The 23330-nt window shown below is 70.3% G+C and carries 16 protein-coding genes and 1 riboswitch; of the genes, 9 read left to right on the forward strand and 7 right to left on the reverse strand.

The features are described from left to right. Positions 1–278 precede the first annotated feature (278 nt). Together AAD496_RS12370 and AAD496_RS12375 are read left to right on the forward strand one after the other, a co-directional pair. Entirely contained in the window at positions 279–869 is a 591-nt protein-coding gene (locus tag AAD496_RS12370; RefSeq protein ID WP_349829091.1) for a mycothiol transferase, read from the forward strand. A gap of 95 nt (positions 870–964) precedes the next feature. Then, on the forward strand, positions 965–1822 hold the full coding sequence (locus tag AAD496_RS12375; RefSeq protein WP_349829092.1) for a DUF308 domain-containing protein: 858 nt from the start codon (positions 965–967) through the stop codon (positions 1820–1822). A gap of 119 nt (positions 1823–1941) precedes the next feature. Here the strand turns inward: AAD496_RS12375 and aceB are convergent, their stop codons facing one another. Further along, positions 1942–3609 carry a malate synthase A gene (aceB, locus tag AAD496_RS12380; protein ID WP_349829093.1) on the reverse strand — a complete coding sequence of 556 codons (1668 nt, stop codon included), beginning with the start codon at positions 3607–3609 and terminating at the stop codon, positions 1942–1944. Positions 3610–4041: 432 nt separating this feature from the next. Here aceB and AAD496_RS12385 point away from each other — a divergent pair, with 432 nt between their 5' ends. After that, positions 4042–5604, forward strand: a complete 1563-nt coding sequence (locus AAD496_RS12385) for a helix-turn-helix domain-containing protein (protein WP_349829094.1) — start codon at positions 4042–4044, stop codon at positions 5602–5604. A gap of 19 nt (positions 5605–5623) precedes the next feature. On the opposite strand, the gene AAD496_RS12390 is transcribed toward AAD496_RS12385, so the two are convergent. Then, positions 5624–8692 (reverse strand): FAD-binding and (Fe-S)-binding domain-containing protein, encoded by a 3069-nt coding sequence (locus AAD496_RS12390; RefSeq protein WP_349829095.1) that lies wholly within the window; start codon positions 8690–8692, stop codon positions 5624–5626. A 299-nt stretch (positions 8693–8991) separates the two neighbouring features. Here AAD496_RS12390 and AAD496_RS12395 point away from each other — a divergent pair, with 299 nt between their 5' ends. Continuing rightward, a complete protein-coding gene (locus AAD496_RS12395) occupies positions 8992–9300 on the forward strand; it encodes a hypothetical protein (protein WP_349829097.1) in 309 nt (102 codons plus the stop codon). Positions 9301–9331: 31 nt separating this feature from the next. Here the strand turns inward: AAD496_RS12395 and AAD496_RS12400 are convergent, their stop codons facing one another. From AAD496_RS12400 to AAD496_RS12420, 5 genes are all read right to left on the reverse strand, one after another. After that, complete coding sequence (locus AAD496_RS12400) at positions 9332–10387, reverse strand: inositol monophosphatase family protein (protein ID WP_349829098.1); 1056 nt, start codon at positions 10385–10387, stop codon at positions 9332–9334. A 32-nt stretch (positions 10388–10419) separates the two neighbouring features. After that, positions 10420–11175 carry an iron ABC transporter ATP-binding protein gene (locus AAD496_RS12405; RefSeq protein ID WP_349829100.1) on the reverse strand — a complete coding sequence of 252 codons (756 nt, stop codon included), beginning with the start codon at positions 11173–11175 and terminating at the stop codon, positions 10420–10422. Then, positions 11172–12614 carry an iron chelate uptake ABC transporter family permease subunit gene (locus AAD496_RS12410; RefSeq protein WP_349829101.1) on the reverse strand — a complete coding sequence of 481 codons (1443 nt, stop codon included), beginning with the start codon at positions 12612–12614 and terminating at the stop codon, positions 11172–11174. Before AAD496_RS12410 ends, AAD496_RS12405 begins: the two co-directional genes overlap by 4 nt. Then, the gene (locus tag AAD496_RS12415; protein WP_349829102.1) at positions 12607–13614 is read right to left on the reverse strand and encodes an ABC transporter permease; all 1008 of its coding nucleotides are present in this window, start codon (positions 13612–13614) and stop codon (positions 12607–12609) included. Before AAD496_RS12415 ends, AAD496_RS12410 begins: the two co-directional genes overlap by 8 nt. A gap of 158 nt (positions 13615–13772) precedes the next feature. Then, positions 13773–14810: a siderophore ABC transporter substrate-binding protein gene (locus tag AAD496_RS12420; RefSeq protein WP_349829103.1), complete on the reverse strand. Its 1038-nt coding sequence runs from the start codon at positions 14808–14810 to the stop codon at positions 13773–13775. A 276-nt stretch (positions 14811–15086) separates the two neighbouring features. On the opposite strand from AAD496_RS12420, the gene AAD496_RS12425 reads away from it, so the two are divergent. The 5 genes from AAD496_RS12425 (at position 15087) to gcvH (ending at position 23297) form a co-directional block, all read left to right on the forward strand. Further along, positions 15087–16880, forward strand: a complete 1794-nt coding sequence (locus AAD496_RS12425) for an amidohydrolase (protein ID WP_349829104.1) — start codon at positions 15087–15089, stop codon at positions 16878–16880. 71 nt (positions 16881–16951) lie between these two features. Further along, positions 16952–18295, forward strand: coding sequence for an NtaA/DmoA family FMN-dependent monooxygenase (locus AAD496_RS12430; RefSeq protein ID WP_349829106.1), 1344 nt, complete (start codon positions 16952–16954; stop codon positions 18293–18295). A 63-nt stretch (positions 18296–18358) separates the two neighbouring features. After that, a riboswitch (glycine riboswitch) is annotated at positions 18359–18450 on the forward strand. A 162-nt stretch (positions 18451–18612) separates the two neighbouring features. Beyond that, a complete protein-coding gene (gene gcvP, locus AAD496_RS12435) occupies positions 18613–21579 on the forward strand; it encodes an aminomethyl-transferring glycine dehydrogenase (RefSeq protein ID WP_349829107.1) in 2967 nt (988 codons plus the stop codon). 1 nt (position 21580) lies between these two features. Beyond that, positions 21581–22756: a glycine cleavage system aminomethyltransferase GcvT gene (gene gcvT, locus AAD496_RS12440; protein ID WP_349829109.1), complete on the forward strand. Its 1176-nt coding sequence runs from the start codon at positions 21581–21583 to the stop codon at positions 22754–22756. Between the two features lie 151 nt (positions 22757–22907). Then, the gene (gene gcvH, locus AAD496_RS12445; protein WP_433913769.1) at positions 22908–23297 is read left to right on the forward strand and encodes a glycine cleavage system protein GcvH; all 390 of its coding nucleotides are present in this window, start codon (positions 22908–22910) and stop codon (positions 23295–23297) included. Positions 23298–23330 lie beyond the last annotated feature (33 nt).

The following is a 23330-nucleotide window of genomic DNA, read 5'->3' on the forward strand; positions in this document are numbered from 1 at the left end:
CCCGGCCTGTTCTGCACCCTAGCCCGGTGATGTCCCTCGTCACAGGGGTGGAGGGGAGAAAACCGTCAGGACTGACTCCCGGAGTGGGACGGATCGGCGCGACCTTCGGGACAGTGTTCCTTCAGGACGGTGCTCTTACAGTGCCGTGATCTTTCCGGACAGTGCCCATTCAGGACAGTGTCCTTTCCGGACAGTGACTGTCCTGTTCGGGGTGGAGGCTGGTCGTGTTCCCGGCGGACCGGCTGCCGGGACGACCGACCGGTCACCAGGAGGCCGCCATGCCGTTCTTCGCACCGTCCGCCCATGGGAACGAGCCCGCGGAGCTCACCTCGTTCCTCGAACAGCAGTGTGCGCAGCTGCGCACCACGGTCCACGGGCTCACCGACGAGCAGGTCCGTGCCACACCGACCGCGAGCGGACTGTCACTCGCGGGACTGCTCGCCCACGTCGCTCAGGTCGTCCACGGGTGGCTGTCCGGTGTGGCGGTGGCACCACGTGCACTCGCACCGGCCGACTACGTGGAGATCAACTCCAGGATCGGGCTCGACGGGATCCTCGAGGCTCACGAGGTCCCGGACATGTCGGTCCACGACCTCCTGGGTGTCTACGACCGTGCCGTCGACTTCATCCGGGATCCAGGGGTGCAGGCGGTCGGACTCGACACCGAGGTCCCGGTCCCGCCGTGGTTCCCCGCCGGCTTCCACGCCGACGCACGGTGGGTGTGGCTGCACCTGAGTGCGGAGGTCGCACGGCACGTCGGGCACGCGGACATCATCCGGGAGTCGATCGACGGGGCGACCTCCTTCGACCTCAACGACGCGGTCGACGTGGGGACTGCCGACGTGAAGAGCGGAGTGCGTGCGCGATGAGAATTCCCTGTGCATCGGGGCGTGACCCACCACCAGCGGATGACCAGGGCGGTGTGGGACCGTTGTGTGGAGGAACCCCTCGTGGAAGGAACCCCATGCCCGTCTTCTTCTCGTCCGGTCCGTCCGGAGCCGGTCCCTTCGGGGCGGCCGCGGCAGGCGCCGGTGGTTTCGACGCCCGGCAGGCCGTGGCGTCCCGATTCATGCGGCGCCTGTGGTGGACGACCCTGCTCCGCGGCCTCGCGCTCGCCCTCCTCGGCCTCGGTGCGCTCCTGTGGCCGGGAGCCGCGACCACGGTGCTCGTCACGCTCGTCGGGGTCTACCTCCTGCTGGAGGCGGTGTTCTCGGTCTTCCGGGCGGTGGTCGCGGCACGGACCGGCACCGATCTCGTCCGGGCCGAGGACGCCGCGGCCGGGGCCGCACCCGGGACCCGGGCGGACGCGGCAGGCGTGTTCGGTGTCGGCGCGTACGGTCCGGACAGCGGGCCGGTCGGTCCGGCACCGCACCGTTGGCACGGACATGCCTGGCGGGCGCTCGGCCTCGCGCTCCTCGGTGTGGTGCTCGTGCTGCTCCCGGGACTCGTGGGCACCGTGGCGGTCCTCGGCTTCCTCTACGTCGTGACCTTCGGGCTCGGTGCCCTCGGTCTCGTGACGATCGCGCTCACCCGCGCCGTCCGCCGGGCCGGGGCGTCCGGGACCGGCCTGTTCCTGGCCGGCGGGGCGCTGGCCGTCGTCCTCGCCGTGGCACTGTTCCTCACGATCCTCCTGGCCCCCACGACGACCGCCCTCGTGGTCGTGCAGATCGTGAGTGTGCTCGTCCTCGCCCTCGGTGTCACCCTCGCGGTCGTCGCGCTCAAGGTCCGTACTACCGTCCGCCGTGCCGAGAAGGACGCCGACGGCCGAGGAAGGAGCAGTGGAGGCCCCGACTCCGGTCCCGCCGTGATCACCGAACTCTGACCGGACCGACACCGTCACCTGTTCTGGCCCGTTGAATCCGTTTGGCCCCCTGAGATGCGCATCTCAGGGGGCCAAACCGATTCACGGGGCCACGATCGACCGGGGAGCTGACCCGGCGGTCAGGCGGCGAGGAGGTGGTCGAGGCGGCGGGTGTACCGCTCGACCATGAACTTCGCGTAGGCCGTCGTCGTGAAGAAGGGCGGCAGGTCGTCGCCCAGGGTGGTCTCGCGGAAGACCTCCATCGCGTCGCAGTAGTGGTCGGCGGGGTGGCGTTCGATCTGGGCGAGCTCCTCCGCCATGCACCGCTCGACGATCGGACGGGTGATCGTCCGGCCGTCGGACAGCTGCACGCCGTGGTGGATCCACTGCCAGATCTGTGCCCGGCTGATCTCCGCGGTCGCGGCGTCCTCCATGAGGTCGTCGAGCGCCACGGCACCGACACCGGACAGCCAGGAGTTCAGGTAGTTGAGACCCACCCGGATGTTGGTCCGCAGACCCTCCTCGGTGACCCGCGCCTCGCGGCCGCCGATTCCCGTCATGTCGATGAGGTCGGCCGCCTTCACCGTGGCGTCGACGTCCTCCCGCAGCACGTCGAGCTGGTGCGGACGGTCGCCGAGCACCGCGTCGAAGGGCTCCTGGGCGGTCGCGATGAGGTCCGGGTGCGCCACCCAGGACCCGTCGAACCCGTCGGCGACGTCCCGTTCCTTGTCGGAGCGGACCTCCGCGAAGGCACGCTCGGCGACCTCCGGGTCGTTCCGGTCGGGCACGAAGGCGTTCATCCCGCCGATCGCGTGGGCGCCGCGCTTGTGGCAGGTGCGCACGAGCAGTTCGGTGTAGGCCCGCATGAACGGCACCGTCATCGTCACCTCGGACCGGTCCGGCAGGACGAAGTCCGCATGGGTCCGGAAGTTCTTGATGACCGAGAAGATGTAATCCCAGCGGCCGGCGTTGAGACCGGCGGCGTGGTCACGCAGCTCCCAGAGGATCTCCTCCATCTGGAAGGCGGCGGTGATCGTCTCGATGAGCACCGTCGCACGGATGGTGCCGTGGGCCATGCCGATCCGCTCCTGGGCGAACGTGAACACGTCGTTCCACAGCTTCGCCTCGCGGGAGGCCTCCAGCTTGGCGAGGTAGAAGTACGGTCCCCGCCCGCGTTCGACGAGTTCCCGGGCGTTGTGGAAGAAGTACAGACCGAAGTCGACGAGCGAACCACTGGCCACGTGCTCGGCGCCGTGCTCGTCGATCCACACGAGGTGGCGCTCGGGCAGGTGCCAGCTGCGGGGCCGGACCACGATCGTGGGAGGCGTCGCCTTCTTCATCGAGTAGTGACGCACGACCTCACCGTCGTCGTCGAGCACCGTGTGCTCCAGCTCGCCCCGCACCGCACGCCGCAGGTTGTCCTGCCCGGAGACGATGTTCTCCCAGGTGGGACTCGTGGCGTCCTCGAGATCGGCCAGCCAGACCTTCGCATCGGAGTTGAGAGCGGTGATCGCCATGCGGGCGGAGACGGGGCCCGCGATCTCGACGCGGCGGTCCTCCAGGCCGGGCGCGCCGACGTGGCCGGCGACCTGCCAGTCGGTGTCCTCACGGATCGCCCGCGTCTCCTCCTTGAAGGTCGGGAAGGTGCCGCGGAGGATCCCCTCGGTGCGCATCTGGCGGGCGGAGAGGACCTCCAGTCGGCGGAGGTGGAACTCCTCGTGCAGGGCCGCCAGGAAGTCGAGCGCCGCGGGCGTGAGGACGTCCTCGAAGCCCGGCTGCAGGGACCCGGTGATCTTCATGCGTGACATGGCTGCTCCTGGGGAATGGGAAGGTGTGGCGAGTTGGAAAGGTGTAGGCGCCTCGGGCGCGGGACGAAACCCCCGAAACGTCCGCGACCGAGGCGCCTGGTACTGGGTCCGCCCACCGGTCCGGTGGGCGGGAGTCCCGAGGAGGTGTGGTCCGTGGAGTGGGTCCGGGTTCGTCGCGGGTTCTCGGCGAGGTCCCGGGTCGGTGTGCCGGCATCGTGCCGTGCACCGACCCTCGTCCGTTCGTCGAGGCGCCCGCTCGGTTCCGTTTCCCGTCCGTCGGTCACGTCCCCTCGGGGTGTCGTGGAACCAGTTTTGACCCTGCACAACCCTCTGTGCCCACTTTTTTCGACAGAAGAATCCGGGATTTTCTACGCGTGCGAAAAGTGAACGTTCTGTGCGCGCCTCTGTGATCGGGACTATCATCCTGTGACCATGACGAGGAGCACACGGGCCACGGGCCGCACCACCACCGGGTCGACCGCCACGACCGACGGCGTCGGCACGGGGGCGTCCGGTGACGCGGCCGTCGAACAGACCCCCGACGCCCTGTCGATCGGGCGGCGCATCCGCCACTTCCGCAAGCAGGCGGGCATGACCCTCCAACAGTTGGGTGAGGCCGTCGACCGTGCTCCCTCGCAGATCAGCGCCTTCGAGAACGGGCGGCGGGAGCCCGCCCTGTCGATGCTGCACGCGATCGCGCAGGCGCTGGGCGCCTCGGCGGCGGACCTGCTCGACCCGAGCCCCGTCGACAAGCGCCAGGCCCTGGAGATGGAACTCGAGCGTGTGCAGTCGAGCCCGCTGTACACCTCGCTCGGACTGCCGCAGGTGCGGGTGAAGTCACTGCCGCAGGACGCCCTGGAATCGATCGTCGGTCTGCAGCGCCAGTTGTCCGGCATGGTGCGGACCCGGGCGGCGACGCCGGAGGAGGCCCGCCGTGCCAATCGACGTCTGCGGGAGCGGATGCGCGAGCAGAACAACTGGTTCCCGGACCTCGAGGCGGCCGCCGACGAGGTCCTCGACATGACCGGCTACGAGTCGGGCCCGCTCTCCCAGCGGCAGGCCGCGCGGATCGCCGAACACATGGGATTCAGCCTCCACTACGTGCCGGACCTGCCGCGGTCCACCCGGTCGGTCTCGGACACGTTGAACAAGCGTCTGTACCTCTCCAGCGCCGAGGCGACGGGGCACGACCCCCGTTCGAACCTGCTCACGGCACTCGCCTCGCACATCCTCGACCACCGACCGCCGGAGGACTACACGGAGTTCCTCACCCAGCGGGTCGAGACGAACTACCTGGCCGCCGCGCTCCTCGTGCCGGCGCGGACCGCGGTGCCCTACCTGCAGGAGGCGAAGAAGGACCGGCGTCTGTCCGTCGAGGAACTGCGCGACGTGTTCGGCGTCGGCTACGAGACCGCCGCCCACCGGTTCACGAACCTCGCGACCGAACACCTGGGTCTGCCGGTGCACTTCATGAAGGTGCACATCTCCGGGACGATCCACAAGGCCTACTCGAACGACGGGCTGCTGTTCCCCACCGACCCGCTCGGTGCGATCGAGGGGCAGTACGCCTGCAAGCAGTTCACCAGCCGCACGGTGTTCGGCGTCGCCGACCGGTTCAGCCCCTTCCACCACTACACGGACACCCCGACCGGGACCTACTGGTGCACTGCCCGCGTCCTGCCCGGTGGCGCCCGCGGCGGAGCACTCGGCGGACCCGGGGCCGGCGGAGAATTCAGCGTGAGCATGGGCGTGCCCTTCGCCCACGTGAAGTGGTTCGAGGGGCGCGAGACGCAGAACCGGTCGGAATCACGCTGTCCTGACCCCTCGTGCTGCCGCAGTGCGCCCGAGGAGCTCGCCGCCCGGTGGGAGGACAACTCGTGGCCGGCGGCGCGCACCCACGCGAGCCTGCTCGCGGCGGTCCCACCGGGTGTCTTCCCCGGCGTCGACACGACCGAGGTCTACTCGTTCCTCGACCGCCACGCGCCCGGCGCATGAGCCGCCGCCGGAGGGTGGGTCAGACCAGGTCCTTGCCCCAGGCCAGCAGCTCGGCCAGGTGGACGCCCTTCTTCCCGCCGAGGTCGTCCACCTGGGTCCGGCACGAGTAACCGTCGGCGAGGACCACCGTGTGCTCCTCGGCCTCCCGCAGAGCCGGGAGCAGCGCGAGGTCCGCGACCCCGACCGAGGTCTCGTAGTGACCCTCGACGACGCCGAAGTTCCCCGCCAACCCACAGCACCCGCCGAGCACGGTCGAGGTCACACCGGACTTGGCGAGCACCTCGGCGTCGGGCGCGAAGCCCATGACCGCGCTGTGGTGGCAGTGCGGCTGGACGATCGCCTCGACCCCGCGCAGGTCGGGGAACTCGTAGCCGACCGACAGGAGGAACTCCGCGAGCGTGCGCGTGCGCCCGGCCACCCGCTCGGCGGCCGCCGTGCCCAGCAGCTTCGTGGCGTCGTCCCGCAGGGTCGCGGTGCACGAGGGCTCCACGCCGATGATCGGGACGTCGCCGGTCGCGTCGAGCGCCTCGACCGCGGACCCGAGGAAGTGGCGGGCCGTATCCAGCTGTCCCGTCGAGATCCACGTGAGCCCGCAGCACTCGGTGCCCGGTAGTACACGTACGTCGACGCCGGAGTCGCGGAGCACCTCGACCGCGGCGCGCAGTACTCGCGGGGCGAAGAAGTTGGACCACGTGTCCGCGAACAGGACGACCTCCGCGGGCTTCCGCACGGATCCCGCCGCCGAGGCGCCCTGGTTCGATCCCCGACGCAATCGGTCCCTCTGTGCCCGGACTGCCCTCGAGGCGTCCTGGCCCTCCGGTGACCCCGCCGTTCCGGCGGACTCCGCCCGGTTCCCGTACTCGCGACCGAACCAGCGGGTGAAGGTCCGGGAGGTGAAGGTCGGGATCGAGCGGCGGGCGTCGATCCGTGCGGCCTTCTTCGCGACCTTCGCCAGGGCCGGGAGCCGCCCGACCAGGTTGGCCAGGCCCGCCACGGGCGCGGCGGCCCGGCTGAGCACGGGCAACCAGCCGAGGACGTAGTGGTCGTTCGGGCGCTTGCGTCCCTTGTAGGCCTGGTACAACACTTCGGACTTGTAGGTCGCCATGTCCGTGCCCGTCGGACACTCGGACCCGCAGGCCTTGCAGCTCAGACACAGGTCGAGCGCCTCGTGGACCTCCGGGGCGCGCCAGTCGGTGTCGACGAGGTCACCGGTCACCATCTCCTGGAGGACCCGGGCGCGGCCGCGGGTCGAGTGCACCTCGTCGCGGGTGGCCTGGAAGGACGGGCACATGACGCCGCCGGAGAGGGCGGAGTCCGCGCGGCACTTGCCCACACCGGTGCACCGGTGGACGGCGGTGCCGAAGTCCCCACCGTCCTCGGTGAACCCGAAACCCGGCCCGGCACGACCCTCGCGGACCGGAAGCAGCTGCCCCGGCCGATTGACGGCCAGGCGGATGTTGGCGTCGAGCGCCTCGGGGTCGACGATGACGCCGGGGTTCATGATGCCCAGGGGGTCGAAGAGTGCCTTGACCTCGGCGAACAGTGCCAGCGCCTCCCGGGAGTACATGCGGGCCAGCAGCTCGCCGCGGGCCCTGCCGTCGCCGTGCTCGCCGGAGACCGAGCCGCCGTGGCGGGCCACGAGATCCGCGGCGGCGAACATGAAGGCGCGCATGCGGGCGCGTCCGTCCGGTGCGTCGAGGGGGAAGTCGACGCGCATGTGCAGGCAGCCGTCGCCGAAGTGGCCGTAGGGCAGCGCCCACATCCCGTGCTCGTCGAGGAGCGCCATGAGTTCGCGCAGGTAGTCGCCCAGCCGCTCGGGCGGGACGGCGGAGTCCTCCCAACCGGCATGGCAGTCGCGGCCGTCGGGGGTGCGGGAGACGAGCCCGGCCCCGTCCGCGCGGATCTTCCACATCGGTGCGCTCGTGTCGCCGGGCATGACCATCGAGTCGATCGCCGCGGAGGCCGCGACGAGTGCCTCCGCCTGTGCGACCAGGGCGTCCGCGTCCTCCCCGGCGAGTTCGACGAGCATCCACCCGCCGCCGGCCGGCAGCGTGGGCACGGCGTCCGGACCCTTCTGCGCGATCAGGCGGTCGAGCATCCGGCGTTCCATGCCCTCGCAGGCGGTGACGGGGAAGTCGCGGAGGGCGGGGACGTCGTCGGCGGCACTCGGCATGTCCGGGTACCCGAGGACGACCGTCGTCACGTGGGCGGGGTCGCGGACCAGGCGCATCTTCGCGCGCAGGATGACGCCCCAGGTGCCCTCGGACCCGGCGAAGGCGCGGCGCAGGTCGAAGCCGTTCTCCGGCAGCAGCGACTCCAGGCCGTACCCGGAGACCTGCCGTCCGAAGGTGCCGAGCTCGGTGCGGATGGTCCCGAGGTGGCGGCCGATCAGCTCCTGCAGTCGGGGGAAGAACCGGGCGTCGTCCTGCCCGTCGAGGAGCACCACCTGACCGTCGGGCAGCATGACCTCGAGTTCCAGCACGTTGTCACTCGTCCGGCCGTAGCCGAGCGCCCGGGGCCCGCAGGCGTTGTTGCCGATCATCCCGCCGATCGTGCACCGCGAGTTCGTCGAGGGGTCCGGGCCGAACCGCAGGCCGTGCGGACGGGCGTGGCGCTGCAGCGTCGCGTGGACGACGCCGGGTTCCACCCAGGCCGCCTGTTCCTCCGGCAGGATCTCCAGGACCCGGTCCATGTGCCGGGAGAAGTCGAGGACTATCCCCGTCCCGATCGCGTTCCCGGCGAGCGTGGTGCCCGCCCCGCGCGAGGTGATCGGGACCCCGAGCCTGCGGGCCACCCCGAGCACGGCGTACACCTCCTGCGCGTCGTGCGGGAAGACGACGGCGCGGGGCACCAGACGGAACAGTGAACCGTCGGAGGAGTAGGCACCGCGGTCCGCCACCTCGACCGTGAAGTCCCGCAGGCCCGCTCCCGCGAGACCCGCCCTGACCGCCTCGACGGCGTGCGGGTCCGGGGCCGGGGTCTCGAAGAGCCGCTGGGCCTCCCGGACGGATCCAGCCGCCGAGGCGCCCGCGGGCGGGGCAGCGGTCGGGGCGGTCGGGGGAGTGAGGGTACGAGAGGGAAGGGTCATGGGTCACATGATCCTCCGGGGGTGGGGTACCGGACAATTCCCCCTGCCGGAGAGTCCGCGGGGCCTCCTCCGGGCCCCGGGGGAGCGTAGGAACACGTAGACGGACCCGCTCGCCGGGGGCTGTCGGATAACTGTTCGGTAACCCTCTCGTCTGCGAGTTGTGGGTCACGAGCGGCGCTCCCTAGGGTGGACGACACAACCCCGCCCGGGGTACCGGACCGGCAACATCCCATGCCGCAATCCGGCCCTGTCCCGGTTGTGCAGAGCTCCATTTCGCAACAACCCCGAAAGTAGTTGGCATGTCGCGTCGCCCCCGTGAACTCACCGCTGAACAGAAGTCCGCGACGGGTGTGGTCAAGCGCATCGCGCGTCAACGGGCCAAGGCGAACCAGAACTACGTCTCCTCGATCCTCCGCGCCCGTGAACAGGGCGTCACCTACGCCGCCATCGCCGAGGCCGCCGGGACCTCCTCACAGGCCGTGCAGGAGATCGTGCGCCGCCACGACGACAAGGTCCGTGCCGACCAGGAGGCCCGGGTCACCGAGCTCGGTGACCCGGTGGCCGGTGCCGCGGCACGGTACGACCTCGACGCGCGTCAGGCCTGCTGAGTCCCATTCCCACTCCCTGAGCGGAACTCGCTCAGGCGAATTTCCGGATCCAGGTGAAAAGCTCGGCGTCCGTCGCGGCGATCGCGACGTCGCCCTTCTCCTCCGGGCGGTACACCGTGAGCCCTGCTTCTTCCGCGATGAGCGCGCCGGCCGCCCAGTCGTAGGTGCCGAGACCTCGCTCGAAGTAGGCGTCCACCCGTCCCTCTGCGGCCAGGCACAGGTCGATGGCGGCCGCACCGCAGCGGCGCACGTCGTCGAACTTCTCCATCACCTGCAACAGCGCCGGGAACTGCTGCGCGCGGCGTTCCGGTGAGTATCCGAAGCCCGTGGCGACCACCTGGCCGCTGCGCTCGGCGGGAGCCCCGTGCAGGCGGGTGCCCAGTCTCTTCGGGCGGAACGGACGCGGTTCACCCTCGGAGTGGTCGACGCCGTCGACGATCTGCGTGCCGAGTGGGTCGACGTACGAGTGAGGTTGCGGGAGTCGGGGTGACTTCCAGGCGCCCTTCCCCTTCCGGGCGAACCACGTGGTGGCGAGTGCCGGGGAGGCGACCAGGCCCACCAGCCATTCACCGGTGCGTGCGTCCCGGCCGCCGATCGAGAAGCAGTGGTGCTCCATCCGGCGGACGAAGTTCACGGTCCCGTCGATCGGGTCGACGTGCCACTCGATGGGATCGGGATGGTCGATCGGTGCGGTGACGTGGTCCGGAGGTACAGGGCCCCAGGCGTCGTCCTGCAGGTGGAGCACCCCACCGCCCTCTTCGCCGACCATGGTGTCCTGCGGGCGGATCTTCTGCAGGAACCCGCGGATGAGCGCCTCGATCTCCCCGTCGGCGACGGTGACGAGGTCGTTGGCGTCGCCCTTGTGGTCGACGAGAGAGGTGGCGTTCCGGGCCGCCGCCTCCGACTCGGTGATCACCCCGGTGGCATCGGCCGACAGCGGGTGATCGTCCGGGACGATGTTCAGCCCGTCGGCGGTCCAGTGTCCGTCGAGGACCCCACCCCAGTGCTCGATGCGGGACCACGCGATGGCCGCGGCGTTCCGGGCGATGACGAGCAGGGGATCGGCGAAGAAGTCGCGGGAGTCCATGCCCCCGAGCCTATCCCTGTCGGAGGTGGCCGTCAGTAGTACACCGCGAGCTTGCCGCGGGGGCCGTCGATCACCTCGACGGGGGTCTCGAAGACCTCGGAGAGCACCTGGTCGGTCATGATCTCCTCGGGGGTGCCGAACTCGACGACCTTGCCGTGTTTGACCGCGCAGATCCGGTCGCCGTAGTGCCCGGCGAAGTTGATGTCGTGGATGACGATGACGACGGTCCGGCCGAGTTCCCGGGCGGCCCGCTGCAGGTGCTGCATCATCTGCACCGAGTGCTGCATGTCGAGGTTGTTGAGCGGCTCGTCGAGGAGCACGTAGTCGGTGTCCTGCGCGAGGACCATCGCCACGTAGGCCCGCTGCCGCTGCCCCCCGGACAGTTCGTCCAGGTACCGGTTCTCCAACTCCTCGAGACCGAGGAAGTCGATGGACCGGCTGATGATCTCCTCGTCGTGGCGGTTGAGGCGCCCCTTGGAGTGCGGGAACCGGCCGAAGCCCACGAGCTGGCGGATGGTGAGCCGGGTGACGAAGTGGTTCTCCTGGCGCAGGATCGACACGATCTTGGCCAGGTCCTTCGAGTGGGTGCTCGCCACGTCGTACCCGGCGATCTCGATCGCACCCTCGTCCATGCCCAGCAGCCGGCCGATCATGGTGAGCAGCGTCGACTTGCCGGCGCCGTTGGGCCCGACGAGCGCGGTGATCCCGCCCTCGGGGATGGTGAGGTCGACGGGACCGATCGACACCTCGTCGGTGTAGGACTTCTTGACTCCGGTCAGGGTGATCACAGGCGCCCCTTTCGCAGGACGTAGACGAGGAAGAAGGTACCGCCGACGAGCTCGATGATGATGCCCACCGAGCCCTCCGCGTAGAACACGTGCTTGAGGACGAAGTACGACCCGGCGAGCAGGACGACGCCGACGGCCCAGGCCATCGGGAACACGTACCGGTGGTCGTGGGTGTCCGCGAGCTGGTAGGCGATCATCGCGACGAGGAACCCGAGGAAGGTCATGGGACCCACGAGCGAGGTCGAGATCGCCATGAGCACGGAGACGCACAGCAGCACGAGCATGGTCTGCCGGCGGTAGTTCACGCCCAGGTTCATGGCGGTGTCCCGGCCGAGCGCGAGCACGTTGAGGCGCGTGGACGAGATCCACAGGGCGCCACCGGCCAGCGCCACGAAGGGCAGCCCGATGAACAGGTAGGTCGAGTCCGCGTTCGCGATCGAGCCGATGAGCCGCGCGGTGAGGACGTCGAAGTCACTGGGCGTGAGCAGCCGCTGCATGAAGGTGGTGATCGAGCCGAGTCCACCGCCGATGACGATGCCGACCAGCAGCATCACCTGGATGTTCCCCCTCTTCCCGGTGAGCAGCCACCCGTAGAGCAGCGCCGAGGCGCCGACCATGAGGAACACTTGGAACACGAACTGTACCGGCCCCTGCGCGAGCACCACACCGGTCGCGCCGAAGACGAACACCGCCGCCGTCTGGACGAGGGAGTACAGGGACTCGAAGCCCATGATCGAGGGCGTGATGATCCGGTTGTTCGTCGCCGTCTGGAAGGCCACCGTCGCCACCCCCTGACAGAAGGCGACGACCACGACGATGACCACGTTCTCGGCCCGCAACTGCGCGATCTTCCAGAAGCCCTCGCTGCCGACGGGCATCGGGTTGTCCCAGGCGAGATTGAGCCACGAGAACAGGAGCCCGGCGAGCACCAGGCCGCCGAGCGTGAACCAGTACCGGCGGTGCCCGGTCCGGGTCGGGATGGGACCGGCGTGCCGCACGGGCTTGTGCACCGGCCGGTTCGACAGCGGCGTCGTCGTCCGCGTGGGGGTGGTCAGCCGGCCCGTCGCGCGAGTACCGGTCGTCGCCGGTCGCCCGGTCGGCAGCGGTTCCCGCCCGGTCGAGGTCGACGGGGCCGCCGCCGAGGCGCCCTGATCCGATCCCCGACGCAACCGGTCCTTCTGTGCCCGGGCCGCGGTCGAGGCGCCCTGATCCGATCCCCGACGCAACCGGTCCTTCTGTGCCCGGGCTGCGGTCGAGGCGCCCTGGGCTCCAGCGCGCTCCTGCACCGCGCCACCCCTACGGTCGGTGGTGCCCGCGGCGGGGGTGCCGGGGGTGGAGGGCGCCTCGGGAGCGGGGGTGTCGCCGGCGCCGGTGGCGACGACGGTGGGCTCGTCGGGGGATCCTGCGTGCACGGGGGTGTCCTCCTTGCGCTCAGCCACGTCGGGTCCTCACGAGGAGGACGACGAAGACGACCGAGCCGACGATGCCGAGGATCGTGGAGACGGGGATCTCGAACGGCATGATGACGATGCGGGCGACGAGGTCGCAGACGGCGACGATCCAGATGCCGGCCATGCAGACCCAGGGCAGGTTGGAGCGCAGGTCGTCGCCGCGGATCATCGAGACGATGTTCGGCACGATGAGGCCGATGAAGGGCAGGTTGCCGACGATGACGGTGATGACGCCGGTGGCGACGGCGATGAGGCCGGTGCCCAAGTACATGACGGTGCGGTAGTTGAGACCGACGTTCGTGGCGATCTCCTCGCCGAGGCCCGCGACGGTGAACCGGTCGGCGGTGACGAAGACGGCGATCACGACGAGGACCGTGACGAGCAGCGGCTCCCACTGGCCCTCGATGACCGAGGTGAAGGAGCCGGCGAACCAGATGCCGAGAGACTGCAGCATGTCGGTCGAGAGCGCGACGAAGCTGGAGACCGCGCCGATGATCGCGCCCATCATGAGGCCCACGATCGGGACGATGACCGAGGAGCGCAGGCGTACGCGCTGGAGGAACGCGAAGAAGATGATGGTGCCGATGAATGAGGCGATGACCGCGACGACCATCTTCGACAGCAGCGAGCCCTGCGGGAAGAGGATCATGGCGCACAGGAGGCCCAGACCCGCCCACTCGGTGGTGCCGGCGGTCGAGGGGGAGACGAAGCGGTTCTGCGTGAGCAGCTGCATGACGAGGCCGCACATGGCCAGGGCGGCACCCGCGAGCACGAGGGCGACGGTGCGCGGGACGCGGGTGATGAGGAACATCTGCCAGCCGTCGGGCTGGTTCCAGATGTCGTAGACGCCCACGAACAGACTCGTCACGACCAGGGCGATCGTGAACACGAGGCCCAGGAGGAGCTGCCACGTGAACAGGCGCCCGCGGGTGCGGTGCCGGGTGTCACGCTCCTCCTTGGGCGGCGGGGCGATGTCGGTGCTCGTCATGTCTCTTCGTTCTGCGTCGGTGTCGGTCGGTGTCGGTCGGTGGGGTGCCGGGGTGCGGGCGGTGTCGGGCACTGCGGGCCTGGAACGCGACGAGGGGTCCGACGACGGGAAGTCGTCGGACCCTTCGGTCACGTGCGGGGTTCAGGAGTCAGTCGGACTCACTCCTCGAAGGCGTCAGCCAGCTGGTTGATGTACTCGGTGTACGTCTGGATGGACTCGTTCGTGTAGGTGTCCTGCGGCATGTAGTAGATGGCCTCGTCCTGGACCGCGGTGACGTTCTGCAGCGCGGAGGAGTCGGCGAGCAGCTGGTTGGCCGGGGTGTAGTCCTCGCCCTCGACGTTGGCGCCGATCCCGGCGTCGCGGTCCATCACCATGATGATGTCGGGATTCGACTGGGCGATCGCCTCGACGGAGATGTCGTCACCGTGGGACTGATCGTTCGAGCCCTCCTGCTCCAGGGCGGGGGTGAGGCCGAGCATGTCGTAGATCGGGCCGAGGGTACGACCGGTCGACGGGGCGGTGTAGGAGATCTCGCCACCGGAGGTGAGAACGGCCATGACCGTGTCCTCCGGGTCGTAGGCGGCCTTCGCGCGCTCGATGGCGGCGTCGAGGTCGGAGACGAGGGCCCCGGCCTCCTCCTCCATCCCGAAGATGGTGCCCATCGCCTCGGTCTGGCGGACCATCGAGTCGTACTTCGACTCGTCGCCGACCTGGCCGAGATTCACGCTGTCGGCATCGGGGACGAGCTCGGCGAAGTCGTCGGCGAACTGCGCGAAGCGGCCACCGCTGATGATGAGGCCCGGCTCGACGGCCACGATCGACTCGAGGTCCGGTTCGCGGTGGGAACCGAGGTCGACGATCTCCTCATCCTCCCGCATCGGGTTGGTGCTCGGCATGAGCGAGCGCGGCGCGGCGACGAGCTCGATATCCCAGTCGGTCACCGTCTGGAAGAGGTTGTTGTCGGTGACGACGACATTGGTGGGCGGAGTGGTCACCTCGACCTCGGTGGTCGTGGTGGCGTCGTCCGTGAGCTCCAGCGACTCGACGGTGACCGTGCCGGTCTCCCCGGATGCCGCGGCGTCGTCGGTGGAGTCCGCTGCGGTGTCGGTGGAGCCCGATCCGCAGGCGGTGAGGCCGAGGGTGAGGGCGGCGGTCGCGGCGACGGCGCCGGCGAGGCGGCGATGGGTACGAAGCATCGTGCGGGTTCTCCTGACTACGGCGGCCCGGGGGCCGTCGGTGGATGTCTGACGGGGACGACGTGTCCGGGGTGTGCGCCGGACTATGACCCGAGATTTACCGAAGACGACACTATCCTAAACCGATTTAGGGAAGGCTAACTTTCGTCATTTCCGTTATGAAGTCGTGACTGATATCCGACAAGTATCGGAGTGGGCGCGGGGGAGACTGCATGATCCTTCCGCCTGCCGGACCTGCTCGTGGGCGGCGTGTGGCGCTGTGATGAAATACCGCCCATGCGCTTGTTCCTCGACGCCCTCGTGTACCCGCTCGACCCGGCCGCCCCCACGCCGACGAGCGCGGCCGACATCCCCGCGGCCTCCGCCCTCCTCGTCGGTGACGACGGCACGGTCGTCGCGACGGGCGAGCCCGACGAGCTGCGCGCGCTCGCCACCGCTCCCGAGGCGCCGGCCACTCTCGAGGAGATCTCCCTCGGGGGCCGAGTGGTCCTGCCCGGGCCGGTGGACGGCCATCTCCACGCGATGTCGCACGCGGAGTCGCTCGCCGAGGTCGACCTGCGGGCCACGACCTCCCTGGAGGAGGCGATCGAGGTCCTCCGGGACTACGCCGTGGACCTCCCGGCCGACCGGTGGATCACGGGTGGGCGCTGGGACTACAACAAATGGGGGCTCGACGAGCAGCCGGACCGGGCCGCACTCGACGCCGCCTTCCCGGACCGGCCGGTCGCGTTGTCCTCCATCGACTTCCACACGCTGTGGGCCAACGGGGCGGCACTCGCCGCGGCCGGGATCACGGATGCGAGCCCCGACCCCGCCGGTGGGCAGATCGTCCGCGACGGGACCGGACGGGCGACCGGGATCCTCCGCGAGGGGCCGGCCATGAAGCCCGTCTTCGCGGCGATCCCGGAACTGCCCGTCGAGGTGCGCGCCGACCTGCTGGCCCGCGCTCAGGAGCAGTGGGTGGCCGAGGGGCTCGTGGGTGTCCACTGCATCGACGGCCCCGACGCCCGGGAGGCCTGGGAGGTGCTCCACGAGTCGGGGCGCCTGGACCTGCGCATCGTCAAGTACCTCACGACGGCGGACCTCCCCTATGCCCGCGGTGCCGAATGGCACACCGGGGACGGTGACGCGAAGCTGCGTCGCGGTGGACTCAAGCTGTTCAGCGACGGGGCGCTCGGTTCGCAGTCCTCCCACATGTCGAGCCCCTACCCGCACTCGCATGCCCGCGGTGCGGATGGGGTGGCCGAGGAGATCGCCGAGGAGAACTACGGCATCCAGATCGCCACCGAGGACCAGTTGGTCGCCGGCATCCGGGAGGCGCTGGAACTCGACATCGCGCTGGCCATCCACGCGATCGGAGACCAGGCCAACCATCATGTCCTCAATGCCTACGAGCGCACCCACGCCGAGAGCGAAACCGCCCGGAAGCGCTCCGGCCGTCCCCTGCGGCACCGGATCGAGCACGCCCAGTTCGTGCAGCCGGACGACGTGGCGCGGTTCGCCGCGATGGGCATCGTGGCGTCCATGCAGCCGCGCCACTGCATCTCCGACCTCCACCTGCTCGACAAGCTGCGTCCGGACCCGGAGCTCGCGGCCTATGCGTGGACCGACCTCGAGGGCGTCGGGGCCGTCGTGTCCTTCGGGTCCGACGGGCCCGTCGAGCCGACCAACCCCTTCGTCGCGATCTACGCCGCGATGACCCGGGCCGATGCGAACGGTGATCCGCTCACCACCTACCAGCCGGAGCGCCGGATGAGCGCCTACCGCGCCTGGGTCGCCCACACCCGCGGGCCCGCCCATGCCGCCGGGTGGGAGGACCGGGCCGGCGCGCTCGCCCCGGGCATGTTCGCCGACTTCGTGGTCCTCGACGTCGACCCCTTCGTGCCCGGCACGCTCGGTGCGCAGGTGCAGGGCGCCTCGGCGGCGGAGGCCTACCGCGTCGAGGGCGACGGCGTGACCGGCGAGTACCCCGACGAGGCGTCCCTCTTCGCCCATGCCCGGGCGATCCGTGACACCCGCCCCGTCATGACGGTGATCGGCGGGGAGATCGTGTACCGCGCGGAGGGCTGAGGCCACTGACGGTCGTACCCGACCCCATCACCTTTTGCTCATTTCCGCGTGAAATGTGGGAGAGTGCCCCTGTGACCACTCGATCCCCGCAGTCCCCGTCCACGAGGCTCACCGCGCCGCGCCGCATGCACCTCATCGCCTACATGAAGACGGGGCCCACGGCCCTGCACTCCGGTGGATGGCGGCACCCCGGTTCCCCGTTGAACTTCCTCGACCCCGCCTGGTACGAGGAGGCCGCCGTCGAGTTCGAGCGGGCCCGGCTCGACGGCACCTTCTTCGCGGACCTCTTCGGGATCGCGGACACGTACAAGGGCCTGGCCCCCTTCCTCGAGATGGGCGGCCAGAACAGCTACCTCGACCCCATGACGGTCCTGCCGCTCATGGCGCGCGTGACCTCTCACCTGGGGCTCGGTGCCACCGTCTCGACGAGCTTCCACTCCGCCTTCCACCTGGCCCGGTCGCTCCAGTCCGTCGACGTGCTCAGCGGCGGCCGGGTCGCCTGGAACGTCGTGACGTCCGCGACGGAGACGGAGGCCGCGAACTTCGGGGCCGGCGGCCTGCCCCCGCACGACGAGCGCTACGACCGCGCCGACGAGGTGCTCGAAGCTGTCACCTCTCTGTGGGACTCCTGGCAGCCGGACGCGTTCGTGTTCGACCGGGAACTCGGTCGGTTCGCCGACTCCTCGAAGGTCTCCTACGTCGACTACGAAGGCCGTTGGACCCGCACCCGGGGACCGCTGCCGACCCCGCGGAGCGCCCAGGGGCACCCCGTGCTCATGCAGGCGGGCTCCTCGGGTCGGGGTCGCGAGTTCGCCGCACGGTGGGCGGAGGTCGTCTTCGCGCGCGAGGCGCCCGTGCCCGAACTCCTCGACTTCCGGTCCGACATGCGGGAGCGGACCGCGGCGGCCGGGCGGGACCCGGAGGCCGTGAAGATCCTGCCGGGCGTCACGGTCGTCGTCGCGGAGACGGACGCGATCGCCCGCGAGAAGGCGGAGTACCTGGCCTCCCTGGAGCACAACGAGTACGCGAGCGCCTACCAGTCGATGCTCACCGGGGCGGACCTCAGCACCCACGCGACGACCGCGGAGGTCGAGGCCGCCCGCGGGAACGCCGGGATCCACGGCATCGCCGAGGCCTACGCCCGCAAGGCGGCGGCCGAGGGGACGGACTTCGCCCGGGCAGTGCGCACGACCCTGCTCGACCACGCCGTCATCGGATCACCGAGCACGGTCGCGGACGTCCTCCAGGAGCGCTTCGAGGCGGGTGTCGGGGACGGTTTCGTCCTCATGCCCACCACCCTGCCCACCAGCCACGTCGAGTTCTGCCGCCTCGTCGTCCCCGAACTGCAGCGCCGCGGGCTGTTCCGCACGGAGTACGCGGCGACGACCCTCCGGGAGAACCTGCGTCGGCCCTGACGCCGCCCGAGCCCCGGCACCCCGCCTCCGGCCCTGAACCGTTACACTTGCGCACAGCCGTCATGACGCGCGGTGGGAGAGCCGGGTGCACGCCCGGCGCCGTAGGTGCAATTCCCTCCCCGGGAAACTCTCAGGCCCAGTACCGCCGCGCGCAGGCACCTCTGAAGGAGGTCCGGCACTCCGGCATGCGTGGGTGATGACCCACGGGCGCCTCGGGTGCGGGTCCCACCGACAGAGCGGGGAGGAACACCGGAACCCGACCGTGTTCGTCGCCCGCTCACCGGCAGCGGCGGACCGTACCCGTGGAGGATCACCCCATGACCGGCAGCCTGGCCCACACCTCGGCGACCACCGGGGATGCGCCGCGCCCCTTCTCCGACCGCCACATCGGCCCCCGCGCGGACGACGTCGCGCAGATGCTCGACGTGCTCGGACACGACTCCCTGGAGTCCCTGTCCGCCGCCGCGGTGCCCGCGAACATCCAGCAGGAGACCCCGCTCGACCTCGGCACGCCGCTGTCCGAGGCCGCGACGCTCACCCGCCTGCGGGAGATCGCCGGGCAGAACGTCATGCGCACGCAGATGATCGGCCAGGGCTTCCACGACACGCTCACCCCGGCGACCATCCGCCGCAACATCGTCGAGAACCCGGGCTGGTACACCGCCTACACGCCGTACCAGCCGGAGATCTCGCAGGGCCGCCTCGAGGCGTTGCTGAACTTCCAGACCGCCGTGCAGGACCTCACGGGTCTGCCGGTCGCCAACGCCTCCCTGCTCGACGAGGCGACCGCCGTCGCCGAGGCCGTCCTCCTCATGCGCCGGGCCACCCGGAAGGGGTCCGTCGTCGTCCTCGACGCCGAACTCCACCCGCAGGTCATCGCCGTCGTCCGCTCCCGGGCGCAGGCCATGGACTTCCGCGTGCAGGTCGCCGACCTGGCCGAGGGCCTGGTCGGAGAGGACGTGTTCGGCATCGTGTGTGCCCAGCCCGGCACCTCGGGCGCGGTCCGGTCCTTCGAGGACGCGGTCCGCGGTGCCAAGGAGCGCGGCGCGCTCGTCACCTTCGCCGCCGATCTCCTGGCGCTCACCCTCCTGCAGACCCCGGGCGCCCAGGGTGCGGACATCGCCGTCGGGTCCGCCCAGCGTTTCGGCGTCCCGCTGTTCTTCGGCGGCCCGCACGCCGGGTTCATCGCCGTGACCGAGAAGCTCAAGCGGCAGATGCCCGGTCGCCTCGTCGGCGTGTCCAAGGACGTGGACGGCAAGCCCGCCTACCGCCTGGCCCTGCAGACCCGTGAGCAGCACATCCGCCGCGAGAAGGCGACCTCGAACATCTGCACCGCGCAGGCGCTGCTGGCCGTCGTCGCCTCGATGTACGCCGTCTACCACGGCCCCGTCGGCCTCACCCGGATCGCCTCCCGCATCCACCGTCTGGCCCACTCCTTCGCCGAGGCGCTCGCCGCTTCCGAGGCCTTCACCGTGACGACGGAGTCCTTCTTCGACACCCTCACCCTCCGGGTGCCCGACGCCGCTGCGGCCGTGGCCGCTGCTGACGCCGCCGGGATCAACATCCGCAACGTCGACGCCGAGCACGTGGGTGTGAGCTTCGGCGAACCGCACGGTGTCGCCGAGGCGAACGCGCTGCTCGCGGCGCTCGCCTCCGCCGTCGGCGAAGACACCCCCGTCATCGACGCGGACGCCTTCGAGGCCGCCGGGACCGGCACCTTCGGACCCGGCGCGGTCGCCGCACCGCAGCTGCCCGCGGGCCTGGTGCGCGATTCCGAGTTCCTCACCCACCCGGTGTTCAACACCCACGGGTCCGAGACCCAGATGATGCGCTACATGCGCATGCTCTCCGACCGGGACCTCGCACTCGACCGGACGATGATCCCGCTGGGCTCGTGCACGATGAAGCTCAACGCGGCGGCGGAGATGGAGGCCATCACGTGGCCGGAGTTCGCCTCGATCCACCCCTACGCCCCGGCCGCGCAGACCGCCGGTTGGCGCACGCTCATCTCCGAGCTCGAGGACATGCTCGTGGGTGTCACCGGATACGACCGGGTGTCCCTGCAGCCGAACGCCGGTTCCCAGGGTGAGCTCTCCGGACTGCTGGCGATCCGCGGCTACCACGTGGCGGGCGGTGAGGAGGACCGTCGGATCGTCCTCATTCCGCAGTCGGCCCACGGCACGAACGCCTCGTCGGCGGTCCTCGCGGGGCTCGAGGTCGTCGTGGTCGGCACGGCCGAGGACGGCTCGATCGACATGACCGACCTCGACGCGAAGATCTCCACGCACGCCCACGCACTCGCGGGCATCATGATCACCTACCCGTCGACGCACGGCGTCTACGAGTCCCAGGTGCGCGAGGTCTGCTCGAAGGTCCACGCGGCCGGCGGTCAGGTCTACGTCGACGGTGCGAACCTCAACGCCCTCGTCGGTCTCGCACAGCCCGGTGAGTTCGGTGGCGACGTCTCGCACCTCAACCTCCACAAGACCTTCTGCATCCCGCACGGAGGTGGCGGCCCCGGCGTGGGCCCGGTCGCCCTGCGCGAGCACCTGGCGCCCTTCCTGCCCGGCGACCCGACCGACCCGGAGCTCGTGGCCGGGAACGGGGCGAACCTGCCGGTGAGCGGCACCCTCTTCGGTTCCGCCGGCGTCCTGCCGATCAGCTGGGCCTACCTGCGCATGATGGGCGGCGAGGGCCTCACCGAGGCGACCCGCTCCGCGCTGCTGGGCGCCAACTACGTGGCCGCCGCGCTCCACGCGGACTACCCGGTCCTCTACTCCGGGGAGAACGGTCTGGTCGCCCACGAGACGATCCTCGACCTCCGGGAGATCACCGCCCGCACGGGGGTGACCGCCGAGGACGTCACCAAGCGCCTGATCGACTACGGCTTCCACGCACCCACGCTCGCCTTCCCCGTCGCCGGCACCCTCATGGTGGAACCGACCGAGTCCGAGGACAAGGGCGAGCTCGACCGCTTCATCACCGCGATGAAGCAGATCAAGCGGGAGATCGACGCCGTGGGTACCGACTACTCTTACGAGGAGTCGCCGCTGCACGCCGCACCCCACACCGCCATGAGTGCGCTCGACGACTGGGACCGGCCGTACTCGCGGAAGACCGCGCTGTTCCCCGTCCCGACCCTGGAGCACACCAAGTACTTCCCGCCGGTCCGCCGGATCGACCAGGCCTGGGGCGACCGCAACTTCGTCTGCTCGTGCCCGCCGCCGGAGGCCTTCGAGTCGACGCCGGAGGAACTGGCCGGCACCACCGGAGAGGACGCCTGACATGACTGATCCGAAGCACACCGCGCTGCGCGCGGTCCACGCGGAGCTCGGTGCGAACTTCACCGACTTCGGCGGCTGGGACATGCCGCTGAAGTACGGGTCCGAGCTCGCCGAGCACCGCGCCGTCCGCTCCACCGCCGGTCTCTTCGACCTCTCCCACATGGGTGAGGTGCGGGTGACCGGTGCGGACGCCGCCGCCTTCCTCGACCACGCCCTCGTGACGGTCTACTCCGCCATGAAGGTCGGCAAGGCCAAGTACGGCGTCATCGTCGATCGCACCGGCCACGTGCTCGACGACCTCATCACATACCGGATCTCCGACGACGAGTTCCTGGTCGTGCCCAACGCCGGTAACGCCGCGGTCGTCGCCGCGGCACTCACCGAGCGGGCCGAGGAGTTCCGCACGGGCGCCTCGGGAGCGGGGACCGCCACCGAGGCGCCCTCCACCCCGGGTGCCGACGTGACGGTGCGTGACGAGTCCGCGGGCACCTCGCTCGTGGCCGTGCAGGGTCCCGCCTCCGAGGCGATCGTGCTCGCCGCCCTCGACGCGGGCGTCGACCCGGAGCGCGTCACGGGGCTGGGGTACTACGCGTGGGCGCCCGTGGTGATCGCCGGAGTCGATGTGATGCTCGCCCGCACCGGGTACACCGGGGAGGACGGGTTCGAGCTCTACGTGCCGAACGAGGCCGCCGTGACGCTCTGGCAGGCACTCGTCGCCGCAGGTGAGGGCCACGAGCTCGTGCCCTGTGGCCTCGCCGCCCGGGACTCGCTGCGCCTGGAGGCCGGCATGCCGCTCTACGGCCACGAGCTGACCGTGGAGACCAGCCCGGTCGACGCGGGACTCGGGAAGATGGTCGAGCGTGCACTCGAGAAGAAGGGCGACTTCTTCGCCCGTGAGGCGTTGGAGTCCTTCGCGGGTTCGACGCCCGCGCGCGTTCTCGTCGGACTGTCCTCGGAGGGCCGCCGCGCCGCTCGCGAGGGTGCCGCCGTGATGATCGACGGGGCCGAGGTCGGCGTCGTCACGTCCGGTCAGCCCTCGCCGACGCTCGGCCACCCGATCGCGCTCGCCTACCTCGACACCGCGCACGCGGAGGCCGGGACCGCGGTGAGCGTCGACATCCGCGGCAAGGCGCACGACTTCCGCGTCGTGGATCTGCCCTTCTATCGTCGTTCCTGAAGTCCGGGACCTCCCGGCTTCGCCGCTCTGCTGACGTAACCCGATACTCCGGATCCGATACCTCCGTACCAGAAACTTCCGAACCCGGCCCGGGTGGTGACGAATCCACACCACCGAGGGGCCACCGCCGAAAGGACACACCATGGCCGACATGCCCGCACTGCCCCAGGACTTCGCCTACTCCGCCGAGCACGAGTGGATCAACACGACCGCCGAGGCGGCTGCCGGCGCGACCGTCCGCGTGGGCATCACCGCCGTCGCGACCGATGCACTCGGTGAGGTCGTCTACGTCGACCTGCCCGCCGTGGGCGACACCGTCACCGCCGGGGAGACCTGCGGCGAGGTCGAGTCGACCAAGTCCGTCTCGGACCTGTACTCGCCGGTCACCGGTGAGGTCGTGGCCGTGAACGAGGCCGCCGACGACGACCCCTCGGTCGTCAACAACGACCCCTACGGTGAGGGATGGCTGTTCGAGGTCGCGGTCACGGAGACCGGCGAGCTCATGGACGCGGCCGGCTACGCCGCGGCCAACAAGCTCTGAGACGGAGCACCCCGCTCCCTCCCGGACGGGCCG

Origin of the sequence: Brevibacterium litoralis, from assembly GCF_040212315.1 — a bacterium.
GTDB lineage: Bacteria > Actinomycetota > Actinomycetes > Actinomycetales > Brevibacteriaceae > Brevibacterium > Brevibacterium litoralis.